This window comes from Pseudomonas sp. ANT_J12, from assembly GCF_008370045.1.
Classification (GTDB): Bacteria; Pseudomonadota; Gammaproteobacteria; order Pseudomonadales; family Pseudomonadaceae; genus Aquipseudomonas.
Genome location: NZ_VOBN01000028.1, coordinates 55,658 through 69,958, shown reverse-complemented (window position 1 = coordinate 69,958; position 14,301 = coordinate 55,658). Strand labels below are relative to the sequence as shown.

At 62.0% G+C, this 14,301-nt stretch carries 16 protein-coding genes and 1 pseudogene; 6 read left to right on the top strand and 11 right to left on the bottom strand.

Annotation, left to right across the window (positions count from 1 at the left end; genetic code table 11):
- Positions 1-223: 223 nt before the first annotated feature.
- Both FQ192_RS30970 and FQ192_RS30965 read right to left on the bottom strand, forming a co-directional pair.
- The gene (locus FQ192_RS30970; RefSeq protein WP_149661935.1) at positions 224-1,066 is read right to left on the bottom strand and encodes a PhzF family phenazine biosynthesis protein; all 843 of its coding nucleotides are present in this window, start codon (positions 1,064-1,066) and stop codon (positions 224-226) included.
- A gap of 22 nt (positions 1,067-1,088) precedes the next feature.
- Positions 1,089-1,787 (bottom strand): glutathione S-transferase family protein, encoded by a 699-nt coding sequence (locus FQ192_RS30965; RefSeq protein WP_149661934.1) that lies wholly within the window; start codon positions 1,785-1,787, stop codon positions 1,089-1,091.
- A gap of 304 nt (positions 1,788-2,091) precedes the next feature.
- On the opposite strand from FQ192_RS30965, the gene FQ192_RS30960 reads away from it, so the two are divergent.
- A complete protein-coding gene (locus FQ192_RS30960; RefSeq protein ID WP_149661933.1) occupies positions 2,092-2,766 on the top strand; it encodes a histidine phosphatase family protein in 675 nt (224 codons plus the stop codon).
- 92 nt (positions 2,767-2,858) lie between these two features.
- Entirely contained in the window at positions 2,859-3,914 is a 1,056-nt protein-coding gene (locus FQ192_RS30955; RefSeq protein ID WP_149661932.1) for a permease, read from the top strand.
- Between the two features lie 134 nt (positions 3,915-4,048).
- Here the strand turns inward: FQ192_RS30955 and mnmH are convergent, their stop codons facing one another.
- The 3 genes and pseudogenes from mnmH to FQ192_RS35230 form a co-directional block, all read right to left on the bottom strand.
- Positions 4,049-5,152 carry a tRNA 2-selenouridine(34) synthase MnmH gene (gene mnmH / locus FQ192_RS30950; protein WP_149661931.1) on the bottom strand — a complete coding sequence of 368 codons (1,104 nt, stop codon included), beginning with the start codon at positions 5,150-5,152 and terminating at the stop codon, positions 4,049-4,051.
- Complete coding sequence (gene selD / locus FQ192_RS30945) at positions 5,152-6,186, bottom strand: selenide, water dikinase SelD (protein ID WP_149661930.1); 1,035 nt, start codon at positions 6,184-6,186, stop codon at positions 5,152-5,154. Before selD ends, mnmH begins: the two co-directional genes overlap by 1 nt.
- Before the next feature lie 223 nt (positions 6,187-6,409).
- Positions 6,410-6,836 (bottom strand): annotated as a pseudogene (locus FQ192_RS35230) (autotransporter-associated beta strand repeat-containing protein); the annotation flags it as partial.
- Between the two features lie 174 nt (positions 6,837-7,010).
- Between FQ192_RS35230 and FQ192_RS30935 the strand changes: the two are divergent.
- Together FQ192_RS30935 and FQ192_RS30930 are read left to right on the top strand one after the other, a co-directional pair.
- A complete protein-coding gene (locus tag FQ192_RS30935; RefSeq protein WP_149661929.1) occupies positions 7,011-7,967 on the top strand; it encodes a nucleoside-specific channel-forming protein Tsx in 957 nt (318 codons plus the stop codon).
- Between the two features lie 63 nt (positions 7,968-8,030).
- Positions 8,031-9,065 carry a purine nucleoside permease gene (locus FQ192_RS30930; RefSeq protein ID WP_149661928.1) on the top strand — a complete coding sequence of 345 codons (1,035 nt, stop codon included), beginning with the start codon at positions 8,031-8,033 and terminating at the stop codon, positions 9,063-9,065.
- A 124-nt stretch (positions 9,066-9,189) separates the two neighbouring features.
- On the opposite strand, the gene FQ192_RS30925 is transcribed toward FQ192_RS30930, so the two are convergent.
- The 3 genes from FQ192_RS30925 to FQ192_RS30915 all read right to left on the bottom strand — a co-directional run bounded on the left by FQ192_RS30925 (position 9,190) and on the right by FQ192_RS30915 (position 11,368).
- The gene (locus FQ192_RS30925) at positions 9,190-10,146 is read right to left on the bottom strand and encodes a zinc-binding alcohol dehydrogenase family protein (protein WP_149661927.1); all 957 of its coding nucleotides are present in this window, start codon (positions 10,144-10,146) and stop codon (positions 9,190-9,192) included.
- 31 nt (positions 10,147-10,177) lie between these two features.
- Positions 10,178-10,351 (bottom strand): DUF1427 family protein, encoded by a 174-nt coding sequence (locus FQ192_RS30920; protein ID WP_133840606.1) that lies wholly within the window; start codon positions 10,349-10,351, stop codon positions 10,178-10,180.
- A gap of 246 nt (positions 10,352-10,597) precedes the next feature.
- A complete protein-coding gene (locus tag FQ192_RS30915) occupies positions 10,598-11,368 on the bottom strand; it encodes a helix-turn-helix domain-containing protein (RefSeq protein ID WP_149661926.1) in 771 nt (256 codons plus the stop codon).
- Between the two features lie 145 nt (positions 11,369-11,513).
- Between FQ192_RS30915 and FQ192_RS30910 the strand changes: the two genes are divergently transcribed.
- The gene (locus tag FQ192_RS30910) at positions 11,514-11,741 is read left to right on the top strand and encodes a DUF6555 family protein (protein ID WP_133840608.1); all 228 of its coding nucleotides are present in this window, start codon (positions 11,514-11,516) and stop codon (positions 11,739-11,741) included.
- 75 nt (positions 11,742-11,816) lie between these two features.
- On the opposite strand, the gene FQ192_RS30905 is transcribed toward FQ192_RS30910, so the two are convergent.
- The 3 genes from FQ192_RS30905 to FQ192_RS30895 form a co-directional block, all read right to left on the bottom strand.
- Positions 11,817-11,981 (bottom strand): metallothionein, encoded by a 165-nt coding sequence (locus FQ192_RS30905; protein ID WP_149661925.1) that lies wholly within the window; start codon positions 11,979-11,981, stop codon positions 11,817-11,819.
- Between the two features lie 76 nt (positions 11,982-12,057).
- A complete protein-coding gene (locus tag FQ192_RS30900; protein ID WP_149661924.1) occupies positions 12,058-12,510 on the bottom strand; it encodes a DMT family transporter in 453 nt (150 codons plus the stop codon).
- A gap of 2 nt (positions 12,511-12,512) precedes the next feature.
- Positions 12,513-13,007: a DMT family transporter gene (locus FQ192_RS30895; RefSeq protein WP_149661923.1), complete on the bottom strand. Its 495-nt coding sequence runs from the start codon at positions 13,005-13,007 to the stop codon at positions 12,513-12,515.
- Positions 13,008-13,277: 270 nt separating this feature from the next.
- On the opposite strand from FQ192_RS30895, the gene FQ192_RS30885 reads away from it, so the two are divergent.
- Entirely contained in the window at positions 13,278-14,213 is a 936-nt protein-coding gene (locus FQ192_RS30885; protein WP_149661922.1) for a LysR family transcriptional regulator, read from the top strand.
- The last annotated feature ends 88 nt before the right edge of the window (positions 14,214-14,301 follow it).

Genomic DNA, 14,301 nt, shown 5'->3' with positions numbered 1-14,301 from the left:
ATGATCACGCAGTTGATCCACGACAACAGCGCAGCGGTCAGCAAGACCGCGCAACGCTGACACTAACCCTGTGGGAGCAGGCTTTTGTGGCGAGGGAGCTTGCTCCCGCTCGGCTGCGAAGCAGTCGCAAAGCTTTTGGGGTCGCTTCGCAACCCAGCGGGAGCAAGCTCCCTCGCCACAAAAGCCCGTTCCCACAGGGTATTGGGTTTATCCCGAAGATCAGCTACAGCGTCAGGGTGCCGTCGATGCAGGTCACCACGGCGCCGCCGATCCAGATCTCGTCACCGACCTGATCCACCTGAATCCGCCCGGCGCGGCCCATGGTCAAGCCTTGGCTGACCACGTAGGACGCCGGCGCCAACCCTTCGCTGAGCAGCCATTGGGCGATCCCGGCGTTGAGGCTGCCGGTGGCCGGGTCTTCCGGCATGCCGTCGCCGGAGATGAACGCACGCACTTCGAACTGCGCCTCTTCGCCATCGCGCTCGGGGTGCCACGGTGCGATCACGCCAACGGCCAGGCCGAGCATGTGCGCATGATCCGGTTGCAAATCCAGCACCTGCTGCCGATCCGCGACCATCACCGCCAGCCACCCGGCCCCGTTATCGACCCATTGCGCTCGCACAATCGCCCCCGTCGCCAATCCCAGCCCGAGCCGGACCCGCTCCACCACCTCGGCCTCGACCGGACCGGTCTTGAGCAGCGGTGGCGCCAGAAACGCCAGCTCCGTACCTTGCCGACGCACCCGCACCAGCCCCACGCCGCACTCCTGAATGATCTCCTCGCCCTTGGGCACGCCACCGGCCTCAAGCCAGGCGTGACAGGTGCCCAAGGTCGGATGCCCGGCGAATGGCAGCTCTTGCAGGGTGGTGAAGATCCGCACCCGATAGTCGGCCCGGGGGTCCCGAGGCTGGAGCACGAACGTGGTTTCGCTGAGATTGGTCCAGCTCGCGAACGCCGCCAGGCGCTCATCGCTGAGTTCGTCAGCGCCGAACACCACGGCCAGCGGGTTGCCTTTGAGCGGTGTACGGCTGAAGACATCGACTTGCTTGAAGGGAAATGAACGCATGACCTTCCTTGGCTCAAAAAACTTACTTGGGAGTTTCCAGACCGCGCATGACCGCCGGGCGCGCCAGGAAGCGCTCCAGCACCCGCGTGATGTTCGGGAAGTTCTTGATACCCACCAGATCCCCGGCCTCATAGAAGCCGATCAGGTTGCGTATCCACGGAAACGTCGCGATGTCGGCGATGGTGTAGCGCTCGCCCATGATCCAGTCGCGTCCTTGCAGGCGTTGGTCGAGCACGTTGAGCAGGCGCTTGCTTTCTTCGACGTAGCGCTCAAGGGGCCGCTTGTCTTCGTAGTCCTTGCCACCGAATTTGTTGAAGAAACCGACCTGGCCGAAGATTGGCCCGATACCGCCCATCTGAAACATCAACCACTGGATCGTCTCGTAGCGCGCCGCCGATTCCTGGGCCAGCAACTGGCCACTTTTGTCGGCGAGGTAGATCAGGATCGCCCCGGACTCGAACAACGGCAGTGGCTGATCCCCTGGGCCGTGGGGGTCGATGATCGCCGGGATCTTGTTGTTGGGGTTCAACGACATGAACGCCGGCGACAACTGATCATTGGTTTCGAAGCCCACACGATGCGGCTCGTACGGCAGACCGATCTCTTCCAGCATGATCGAAACCTTGACGCCGTTGGGGGTCGGCAAGGAGTAGAGCTGAATCCACTCGGGGAATTGGGCCGGCCATTTTTGGTGGATCGGGAACGCAGAGAGATCGGTCATGGGGTGATCCGCGCAGACATTGGAGCGCTGATCATAATGGAGGACCGGCCGATGCGGCATACGCAATCGTGCCGGCGTCCATAAATCCGCAACATCCTGTCGATAACCTTCGGCCAACCCAGCGAAGGTTGCGGCTAAAGTGCTGCCAACCCGCCGTCATCGAACCAATGGGCTTCAGAGGACTCTGAACATTGCCTTTTACGAAACGGACCGGCTTAACGACATGGAAAACACCCGCTGCTGGGAGCGCGCGGTGTAAAGGTTTGTCAGCCTTAATCGAATGCGCTGAAGATCCCTTTATTCAATGATGAACCTTTCGAAATTTGTCCAACGCTTCAAACGTCGCGCGTATGTCTTTCTGCCCTCGTTATTGGCGGCCAGCGCGCTGTTCCTGTCGCTTGAGTCCAGCGAAAGCCGCGCCCAACCGGCCGACGGCACCCAGACGCTGGTATTCCTGCGCCACGCCGAAAAACCCGACGGCGGCCTGGGTCAGCTCAATTGCCAGGGTTTGAACCGGGCGATCAACCTGTCCACCCTGCTCCCGGAAAAATTCGGCAAGGCCGATTACGTGTTTGCCGCCAACCCGACACGCAATGTCGAGGAAGGCGAACTGGACAATTCCTACAGCTACATTCGGCCGCTGATGACCATCAGCCCCAGCGCCATCAAGCTCGGCCTGCCGGTGAACATCGAATACTCGGCCAACGACACCAGTGATCTGGCGGACGAATTGCTGCACGACAAGTATCACAACTCGATCATCTACACCGCCTGGTCCCACGGCTACCTGCCGGAGTTGATCAACAAGGTTGCCGGCGACGCGGTGGGCAAGAAACAGAACATCACCGACGACTGGGAGTCCAGTGACTACGATTCGCTGTACGTGCTGACCCTGACCTGGCACAACGGCAAGGCCAGCCTGGTCAGCCACACCTATAAACAAGGGCTGGATAACGGCTCGCAGAACTGTCCTACATAACAGGTCCCCCAGGTCCCACGCACTGTCGGGGCCACACGTACGAAGGCGCTGGGCTATCATGAACCCATCTCTCCTTTGTCCGGAACCTCGCCATGTCGCTCTCATCCACAGCCGTCCCCGCCCGGGGCTGGTCGTTCTGGTGGAAACCCGCCCTGTTCCTGCTGGTCGCCTGCGTCGGCCTCTACTACGTCAAGTGGTCGCCCTACTACTTCAAGGCCTTCGTCGCCGCTGACAACCACAGCATCGGCGCCTCGATCATCAATGACCAACTGTCCGATCCCCTGACCGCCGCCCTGGCCTACGCCAAGGTGTATTTCCTGGCGATCTGGAAAGCCGCCGTCCTGGCGGTCATTCTCGGTTCCCTGCTGCAGGTGTTGATTCCCCGCGACTGGCTGCTGCGCCTGTTCGGTCGCGCCGGGTTTGCCTCGACCCTGCGCGGTGGCCTGTTCGCCCTGCCCGGCATGATGTGTTCGTGCTGCGCCGCCCCGGTGGCCGCCGGCATGCGTCGGCAGAACGTCTCGGTGGGTGCGGCGCTGGCCTTCTGGATCGGCAACCCGGTGCTCAACCCCGCCACGCTGGTGTTCATGGGCTTCGTGCTCGGCTGGGGGTTCACGGCGTTGCGCCTGGTGGCGGGCATCGTGCTGGTGTTCGGTGTGTCGCTGGTGGCCCAGCGGATCGCCGGCCCGGAGACCTTGCCTGAAGCCGCCGTCGAGGCCGTGGTCGATGCCAGCGAAACCAATACGCAACCGTTCCTGACCCGCTGGGGCCGGACGATCTGGCAATTGTTCTGGAGCACCATTCCGATCTACATCCTGGCGGTGCTGGTGCTGGGCGCGGTACGGGTCTGGGTGTTTCCGCACATCGATGGCGCCATGGCCAACAGCCTGCTGTGGCTGGTGCCGTTGGCGATCATCGGTACGCTGTTCGTGATTCCGACTGCCGCCGAAATCCCGATCGTGCAAACCATGATGACCCTGGGCATGGGCACCGCCCCGGCGGTCGCGCTGCTGATGACCCTGCCGAGCATCAGCCTGCCGTCGCTGCTGATGCTGCGCAAGGATTTCGATACGCGGGTATTGGTCAGCGTGGCGCTGATGACCATGGGGATCGGGGTAATCAGCGGGTTGATTGGGGCGGCATTGCTTTAGGGCAGTTGGCGTCTGTGAGGACGCCTTCGCGGGCAAGCCTTGCTCCTACAGGTTTTGCGTCGGTCACATGATTCGGCACGACGCATGACCTGTAGAAGCATGGGTTGCCCGCGATGAGGCCGGCAAAAACACCCTCAAACCCGCTGACTGCCGCGCTCGCGCAGATACTCAAACACCGCCCCCCGCTCCCCGGCAAACTCGATGCGCGCGCCTTTCTTCTCGCGCTGGAACGCATACATCGGGTCGTAATACTCGCTCAACAATCCCTCGATCCAGCCCCGGTGCAAGTCCACCGCGCCACTGCGCGCCTGCTCGGCCAAGGCGTCTTCCATCAACAGCAACATCCGCCGATGACGCTCCCCGCCGAGGCGTTTCTGGACGTTGTTCAGGCTTTCCAGCAAGCGCTCGGAAAACAGCCCGAAGCCTTCCTCGCCGTGCACGCCGATAAACTCGGCACACAGGTCCACCACGTAATCCCGCAGGATCCGCTCGACCCGCCCTTCCAGGCTATCTTCCAGCCAGACCATCGGAAACTGCTGCATGCCCTGGTACAACGGCAACGGCAAGGCACAACTGCCCACCGCGCGGCTCTCGTCTTCCAGTACGAATTGCTCGATGCCCCGGGCGCGCTTTTTCAGCAGGTCCACGGCCAGGCGGTTTTCAAAGTCGATGTTGGAGGGCTGGCCGGTGGCGCGTTTGCCGAAGCTCGAACCCCGGTGATTGGCGTAGCCCTCCAGGTCCAGGCCGTTGCTCAACTGCGTCAGCACTTCGGTTTTACCGGTGCCGGTCATGCCGCCGAGCAAGACGAAATCGCACTGGGCCACGGCTTGATCCGTGGTGTCCAGCAAGAAGCTGCGCATGGCTTTGTAGCCACCGCCGACCCGCGGATAGTCGATGCCTGCCTCGTCCTTGAGCCACTGCTGGACGATCTGCGAGCGCAAGCCGCCGCGAAAACAATACAAATACCCGTCAGGATGAGCCCGGGCAAAATCGGCCCAGGCCTGGATGCGTTCGGCCTTGACCGCGCCGGACACCAACTGATGCCCCAGCGTGATCGCCGCTTGTTGGCCGTGTTGCTTGTAGCACGTGCCGATCCGTTGCCGTTCGTGGTCGTTCATCAGCGGCAGGTTGATCACGCCGGGGAACGAGCCCTTGAGGAACTCGACCGGCGCGCGCGCATCCATCATCGGCCGGTCGTTGAGAAAGAGGTCGCGGTAATCGGTGTAGTCGATAGACATCAAAACACCTCGACCGCGTTGGTCTGTCGCTCAACCAGTTCACCGATCGGCTCAAGGTTCAGGCCCAGCTCGGCGGCGACGGCGAGGAACTGTTCGTTACCCCCAGGCGTGACCGCAATCAACAGGCCACCGCTGGTTTGCGGATCGCACAGCACGCGTTTGTGCAGTTCCTGCAAGCGCCCGAGTTTGCTGGCGTAGCTGTCGAAGTTGCGCAAGGTGCCGCCGGGCACACAGCCCTGTTCGAGGTAATACTCGACGCCGGCCAGGCGCGGCACGCGGTCGTATTCGATGCGCGCGGTGAGCTGGCTGCCATCGGCCATTTCCACCAGGTGCCCCAGCAAGCCGAAACCGGTGACGTCGGTCATCGCGGTGACGCCGTCGAGTTTGCCGAAGCGGCTGCCGGGTTTGTTCAGGGTGCACATCCAGTCGCGGGCCAGGCCGATGTCGGCGTGGCGCAACTTGCCCTTCTTCTCGGCGGTGGTGAGGATGCCGATGCCCAGGGGTTTGGTCAGGTACAGCAGGCAGCCGGCCGTGGCGGTGTCGTTGCGTTTCATGTGGCGCTTTTGCACCAGCCCGGTGACGGCCAGGCCGAAGATCGGTTCCGGGGCGTCGATGGAATGCCCGCCGGCCAGGGGAATGCCCGCCTCGTCGCAGATCGAACGGCCGCCGCGAATCACTTCCCGGGCGATTTCCGGGGCCAGTACATTGACCGGCCAGCCGAGGATCGCAATCGCCATCAACGGATCGCCGCCCATGGCGTAGATGTCGCTGATCGCATTGGTGGCGGCGATGCGGCCGAAGTCGAACGGATCATCGACAATCGGCATGAAGAAGTCGGTGGTCGAGACCACGCCGCGCTCGTCGTCGATGGCATACACCGCCGCGTCATCGCGCGAGGCATTGCCGACCCAGAGCTTGGGGTCGAGGTTCTGCGCGCCGCTGCCGGCCAGAATCACTTCCAGGATCTGGGGCGAAATTTTGCAACCGCATCCTGCGCCGTGGCTGTATTGGGTCAGGCGAATCGGCTCGCTCATGGGGGTGCACCTCGTGGGATCAATGCGGGCGATTCTAGCAGAGCGCGGAGTGCCACCCATTAACGGTGGCGAGGGGCTTGCCCCGTTCGGCTGCGCAGCAGTCGTGAAACCAGTACAGGCGGTATGTCTGAATAAATGGCGTTTCTGGTTTTAGGGTCGCGTCGCAACCCAACGGGGGCAAGCCCCCTCGCCACAAAAAACCACATATCGCGGAAAAAAAAACCGCCCCGGCGCCGCTGAGGTTGACGATCTGGTTCTGCAACTCGGCACCGGCCAGGCCATTGCGGCTCAAGGCCGAAGCCACGCCACGCTGATTGCCGGTCGCCGCGACGTCGGCGAAGGAAGCCTGGTTGCGACTGACGGTCAGATCCACTTCGTTGGCGCGGTAGATCAGCGCGGTATCGAGGAACGCGGTATCCGGCAGATCGGCAGCGCTGAACGCATGATCGCCCTCTAACAGCAGCGATCCGGCGCCTTGCTTGACCACATCACCGGTACCGCACCCGTTGCCGGGTCTGGGCAAACATCACCCGCGCATTGTTGAGGATGCGACCCTGCAAGCTGGTGGTGTTACCGACCAACGTACCGCCGCTGACGGTGGTGCCGCCGCTGTAGGTGTTGGCGCCACTGAGGACCAGAACGCCGGAATCTCGTTAGCTGATCGAGAGGACAGAAAAAACCCCGTTTTCTTCGAGTTTTCATGGAATTGAAACAATTGGTATGAGATGTGCAAACGTTTGCGAGTCGCCGATAACGGCATTTTCGCTACCTAACCGCGCAAGCCCGAAAAACCGGGCCTTCGATCCGCACGAAAAGGGACTTTTATGCATCGCACGTCCAGCCGCGTGACTTGCTCGCGCTCGTTTGCTGTTTCCTTGCTACTGGCCAGCGTTACAGGACTACTCAGCAGCACCGTTTTGGCGCAACCCGTCCTCCCCGAAGAGTCAGCTCAGGGCGAAGCACTCAGCCCGGAAGCCAACCCGCCGAAAAAAGGCGCGTACCTGTCGGACTGGTTCAACCAGGACCTGACGGTCATCGGCAGCAAGGACATCAGCTTCGGCCCGCAACCTTCTGACGATGTGTATCTGGAGTACGAGTACTTCGGGCGCAAGGGGCCGTTCGAGCTGTATGGCTACGTCGACATCCCGAAGATTTTCGACATCGGCAATAGCCACGATAAGGGCGCGTGGGACCACGGCTCGCCGCTGTTCATGGAGCATGAACCGCGGATCTCTATCGATTACCTGGCCGGCCGCAGCCTGGCCGTCGGGCCGTTCAAGGAATGGTATGTGGCGTTTGACTGGATCTACGACCACGGCAGCAACACCCGCAATCGCGCCAACACCTTGTACAGCGGCCTGGGCACCGACATCGACACCCACTCGAGGGTCAACCTGTCGGCGAACTTCTACGGTCGCTACCAGTGGGAAAACTACGGGGCGAGCAACGAATATTCCTGGGACGGCTACCGCGCCCAACTGAAATACATCGTGCCCATCAGCAGCTTCAGCAACGGCGCGTCGCTGACCTACATCGGCTTCACCAACTTCGACTTCGGCTCGGACCTGCACAAGGACAACCCGGCCCGCACCGCCAACGCCACCGTGGCCACCAACGTGTTGCTGTACTCGTTCACCCACCTGCGTTTCACCCTGGTCGGCCGTTACTTCCACAACGGCGGCAACTGGGAGGATGGCAGCGAGTTGAATTTCGGCGATGGCGACTTCAAGGCCCGTTCCAACGGCTGGGGTTACTACGCCGGCATCGGTTATCAGTTTTAAGCGGCAAGTTTCAAGCGACAAGCTGCAAGCGGTTTGTCATGCGTTCAGTCATGGAGATTTTTTATGCACGCAATTACTCGTCTTTCCCTGTCCGTTGGCTTGGCCTGCGGCACCCTGCTTTCTTCTGCCGTTTGGGCCGCCGAAGCACCGATCCAGCCGAAAGTGATGCTGATCACCATGTTCGCCCCCGAGGCGCAGCACTGGATCGAGCGCCTGGAACTCAAGCAGGAAATCCGCGTGCCGGGGCTGTCCGCCGAGTACCCGACGATTCGCTGCAACGCGCAGCAGGTGTGCCTGATGGTTACCGGCATGGGCCAGACCAACGCCGCGGCATCGACGTTGGCCCTGGCGCTGTCTTCGAAATTCGACCTGCGCAAAAGCTACTTCCTGATCGCCGGGATTGCCGGCATCAGCCCCAAGCACGGGACCATCGGTACCGCCGCGTGGGCGCATTACCTGGTGGAGTTCGGCACCCAGTGGGAGATCGATTCCCGGGATGCGCCAAAAGACTGGCCGACCGGTTACATCGGCATCAACACCAAGGGCCCGAACGAAAAACCGCCGCTGGACTACAAGACCGAAGTCTTCGAGCTCAATCCGAAGTTGCAGGCCAAGGCGTTTGCCCTGTCTCATAAAGTCGAGCTGGCGGAGAGCAAGGAGTCGGCGGCGTGGCGTTTGAAGTACCCGTCGGCCCCGGCCAATCTGGCGCCGGTAGTCACGAAGTGCGATACCGCGGCGGGCAATACCTGGTTCTCCGGCACGCGTTTGAGCGAGCGCGCCGAGGTCTGGACCAAGCTGCTGACGGATAACAAAGGCGAGTACTGCACGACCCAGCAGGAAGACAATTCCACCTACGAAGCCCTGCTGCGGGCCAGCCGTGAGGGGTTGGTGGATGTGCAGCGCCTGGCGGTGGTGCGCGCCGGTTCCGACTTCGACCGCCCGGCGCCGGGGCAGAGTGAAGTGGATAACTTGCTCAAGTACGCGGACCAGGGCGGGTTTGTGCCGGCGCTGGAGAATCTCTATCGCACCGGGAATCCGTTGGTGCAGGAGATTTTGAAGAATTGGTCGGCTTGGGAGAAAGGGGTGCCTGAGGCTTGAGTCCGGCTTGAGTCCGGCTTGAGGACGCCTTCGCGGGCAAGCCTCGCTCCTACATGGGTTACGTGATCCCTGTAGGCGCGAGGCTTGCCCGCGAAGGCGCCAGACCATTCAACACATCTATCGGCTATGGCAACAAAATCACCTTGTCGCCACCGCCCGCATTCACCTCGGCATAACGCTCCAATCCCTGCGCCAACGGCGACTCAACCAACCCCTGGGGCAACGGCAACAGATCCTGATCGAAGAACTGGCCAAACTGATCCAGCATCGCGGCACAGGCTTGAACGCCGTACAGCAGTGAATTGATCCCCACCACCGAACCGCCCTTGCGATACAACGCCAGCGCCGGCAATTGCACGTGACCGTCCACCGGCGCGGCGATGATCGCAATGCGGCCGAACGGCGCCAGTGCCGCAACCGAGGCCGGCAGCCAGAAACCGGTGGTGTCGAAGATCACATCGGCGCCGCCGGCATACACGGCATTCACCTGGGCGCCGAGGTCTTCGGGCTTGTCCAGTTGCAGGGTCTGATAACCCTGGGCCTGCAACTCCTTGACCTGCTCGACCCGCCGCGCCGCCGCCAGCACTTGTGCACCGCGCACCTTGGCCAGCGCCAGCGCCGCACTGCCCACCGCCCCGCCACCGATCACCAGCAAGCGCGTACCGGACGTCACCAGGCTGCGTTCCAGTGCATCCCACGCCGTGGTGTAGGGCACGCCGAGGCTGGCGGCCTGGGCGAAACTCAGGTGCGTCGGTTTCAGTGCCACGCCGTTGGCCGGCAACTTGACGAATTGCGCATGGGAGCCGTCGGCGAAAAAGCCCAGCTCACGCCCGGTGCCCCAGACTTCCTGGCCGATCAATGCCTGCGGGCCTTGCACCACCACCCCGGCGAAATCCCGACCGGGAATCCGTGGCAACGTGGTGTAGGGAAAACGCCCGAGCACGTTCTTCACATCGCTGGGGTTCAGGCCGGCAGCCTTGATCTGCACCAGCACTTCACCATCGCCGGCCACGGGGGTGGGGACCTCGACGTAGCGCAGGGCCGAGAGGTCGCCGGTTTTGTCGAATTGCAAAGCTTTCATGGGGACACGTCCATTGAAGGGTTGAAGGGTTTCAAGCGAACCAGCCGGCGATCAACTGCCGGCCCATGGGCCACAACTGCTCGCCGGCGAGCATGCCCAGCAGCCCGACCAGCGCGATGGCCGGGGGTGCCGGCGAGCGAAAATCCAGCGCGCCGTAGAGCAGACCGACGCCCAGGCCGATGGCCAGTGAGATGAGGTAGTTCATGACAGACTCCGTGACACAGGGGGTATGTGCAGAGTCTAGGGAAAGGCTGCGAAACCAATCGGCCAAGGGCTTCTGAATATCGGCCAAAGACCCGCAAACACCACCCTACCTGTAGGAGCGAGCGGTGCGACGATTCGACTTGCCCGCGAAGGCGGTGTGTCAGTCACATCAATATTGAATGTGCCGTCGCCTTCGCGGGCAAGTCGAATCGTCGCACCGCTCGCTCCTACAGGGTCAGGGTTCGTCTTAACGATTCGCGTTGAATTGCGAAGGCGCAACGCCCAGTTCCCGGCGGAACATGTCGCTAAAGCTGCTCGGCGAGTACCCCAGTTTCCGGGCGATGGCACTGATCGACACCCCCTGGATCAACTCGGCCACCGCCGTCGCCAATTGCACCTGGCGCCGCCATTCGGCGAAGCCCATGCCCAAGCCGTCCTTGAACAGTCGCGCCAGGGTGCGCACGCTGGCCCCGGTGTTTTCGGCGTGTTGTTCGAACGCGATGTCCAGGGACGGCGCGGCCATGACCGCCTGGCACAGGTTCAACAAACGTCGATCAGAATCGTCCGGCAACGGGATTTTCAACAGCGAGCGTTTGGCCCGCTTGAGTTCCAGCAGGGCCAGGCCGACCAGCGCCTCGTAGTATTCAGGCGCACCGTCGTCGCCCTGCTCCACCAGCCCGATAATCAACTCACGCAGCAGCCCGCCGACCTCGATCACCTGCACGCTGTCATCCAGGGTCGCCGCCAGCGTCGGTCGCAGGTAGATGTTGCGCATCTGCAAGTCCGACACCACCCGAATCCCGTGGGGCACGCCCGGCGGCAGCCACACCGCCCGTTGCGGCGGAACCACCAGGGCTTCGTGCGGCGTTTCGACCCACATCACCCCGCTCATCGCATACAACAACTGGCCCCAGACATGCTCATGGGGCTCAATGAACAAGCCGCGCGGGTAGGTCCGCGCCAGCGGTTGCACGGGCACATCGGTGTCAGTCAGGTCAGGCGGTGCGGCGAGGGCCATGGGCAGCGTTCATTGGGGTTGGCGGAAGTCGCCATGGTAACGAGGCGTCTGGCGCGCCGCCAGTGACACCGCCGTCTGACAATCCGAGTGAATTTTCCGCGCCGCCTGCGATCCCTCTATTACCACAGGGAGGAATACGGGCTTTATGAACAACGCAAAACTCTTCGTCATTGAATACACCCTTCATGGCGTCCCCAAGTCTTTCATTATCCGCCAGGACAAGATGGACAACGCGGAGGCTTGGCATTGGGCAAGTTGCGACGCCGGGGTCGGGCGAATACCACGATTCGGTCGTGAAAAAGTACAAAAAACCAGCAAACCGCTGGCGGAGAAATTTGGCGTCGAGAACGTCAAGTGGCGACCGGCGAGCTAATTTTCATAGGGAGGACAAGGAACGTCTGAAGCAAAAAATGGAGCCCAGAGGCTCCATTTTTTTTGCGACGAAGCGTCAGCCGTGGGCGCATTTGCAGCCCTTGCCGGCGCACTCTTCACCGCCGGCATGGTGCTTGGCGCAGGCTTCGCAGCAGTAGTGCTTGCCGTGGCGCGCAATGGGATGTTGGCCCAGTTTGCAGGAGCATTTGGGGCAGTCGCAGGTACTTTCGCTGTCGATCATGGGACGGACTCCAGGGTTGTGGTCGTCCAGTGCGACGGGGCCGCACCGTATTAACCAGTGTAGGAGTTGACCGCCGTTATGCCTGGCGAGTGCTGCTGCGATACATGAACACCAACGCCAACGCCAGGCACACCATCGCCAGGACCCGGCTGCCGGACAACTCAATCGCCGGGTTGCCGAGCCAGCCGAAGTTATCGATCAGCATGCCCATGCCCAGTTGCCCGACGATCACCGCCACGGTCGCCACCGCCGTCCCGACTCGCGGCACCGCGCCGACCATGACCATCATGTACACCACGCCGAACAGCGCGCCGCTGAGCTGCCATTTCGGCACGTCCAGCAGGCTCACGGCATGGGCCGGTTCGAAAAACAGGATCAGCAACCCGGTGACAATCGCGCCGACCACAAAGGTCAGCAAACTGCTGCGCAACACGCCGACGGTTTCCCCCAGGCGCCCGTTGATCGCCGCCTGGACACTCAACACCGCGCCAGCTGCCACGACCACCGCCAACAAAATAATCAGATTCATCATCAACCCCTTGCGATCAAAACGAGTGCCGCGACGATCAGCAGCAAAGCGAGCCAGCGTTCACCGTTGACCTTTTTGCGTGTCGCACCGAACCAGCCGAAGTGGTCGATGAGCACGCTTTTACCGACCTGGCCGGAGAGGATCGCGATCATGGTCATGGCGATGCCGATAGAGGGCGTGGCCAGGGTCAGCACCACCACGTAGATCGGCCCGAGAAAACCGCCGATCAACTGCCAGCGCGGCAATTCACTCAGCGCCGGCCCTTGCTGCGGGCCGCTGAACAACAACAGCAGAAACAGAATCGCCGAGCCGACGCCGAAAATGCTCAGGGTTGCCCACAGGTGCCCGACCTGAACCCCGAGCGGCCCGAGCAAACCGGCCTCCACGGACAGGCCCATGCCGGCCAGGATGACCAGCGGCAGCAGCAACAGGCGCAACCCGGGTTTGGTGGTTGGCGCTGTAGCAACGCCGATGTCATCGATTGAAGAAGATTGCATAAGAAAAACCTGCGAGTTTTCAGTTAAGACGCGGTCCATGTGGGAACGGGCTTTTGTGGCGAGGGGGCTTGCCCCCGTTGGACTGCGCAGCAGGCCTGCTTTTTCAGGACCGCTTCGCGCTCCAACGGGGGCAAGCCCCCTCGACACAAAAGCTCACTTCCACAGGATCCGCGGCGTTAGAAGTGGCGCGCATTATCGGCTGGCGATCCTTTGCGATAAATGGGAGCATCCAGACAACACTTTTGCGCAACTCGCACAGCAGGAATAACCATGCACGGCCTCAACGAGCTGGGATTCAAGGCACTTCGGCTATTTGTCGCGGTGCTCGACCACGGCAGTTTTTCCGAAGTCGCCCGCCGCGAAGGCCTGGCGCCCTCTTCGATTTCCCGGCAGATCCAGTTGATGGAACAGGCGCTGAACCAGCAATTGCTTTACCGCCACACCCGCGCGGTCACGCCGACGGAGGCCGGACGGATGCTCGGCCATCACGCGCGGCTGGTGCTGGTGCAACTGGAAGAGGCCGAGCAGGCGTTGCAGGAACAGCAAAGCGAACCCAGCGGCCTGGTGCGGATCAATGCGCCCGTGGTGTTTGGCCAGCGGCATCTGACGCCGTGGCTGGGGCAACTCTGCGAGCGTTACCCGAAGCTGCAACTGGATATCCAGCAGACCGACAGCTATGTCGACCCGTTGCAGGAAGGTGCTGACCTGCTGTTCCGCATCGGCCCGTTGCACGATTCGAGCATGCAGGCGCGGATCCTCGCACCCCATCGCTTTCAAGTGGCCGCCAGCCCCGCGTATTTAGAACGCCATGGCATCCCGCAACACCCCGAAGACCTCGCCGCTCATCAATGCCTGGCCTACAAAGGCGTGACCGGGCAGCAGCGCTGGTTCTTTCGTCAGGGTCAGCAGGACTGGACGCCTTACACGGTGCGAGGTCCGATTACCGGCAACCACGCCGACACCCTGACCCAAGCCGCCGAACAGGGGCTGGGGCTGGTGATGTTTCCGTCGTGGCTGATTGGCGAAGCGGTGCGTGCGGGGACGCTGGTGCCGGTGCTGAAGGACTATCAGGTGTCCAACAGCCTTGAGCCGCAGCAGATTGCGGTGCTGTGGCCGGGGAGCCGCCGGTTGTCGGTGAAGGTCAGGACGGTGATCGATTTTTATGTGGAGTGTTTTGGGGTGGTGCCGTATTGGGACAGGCCCTGACAACAATGCAAATTGCTTTCTGTAGGAGCCAGGCTTGCCGGCGAAGGCGCCCTCAAGTACGCCTTCGCGAGCAAGCTTTGCTCCTACA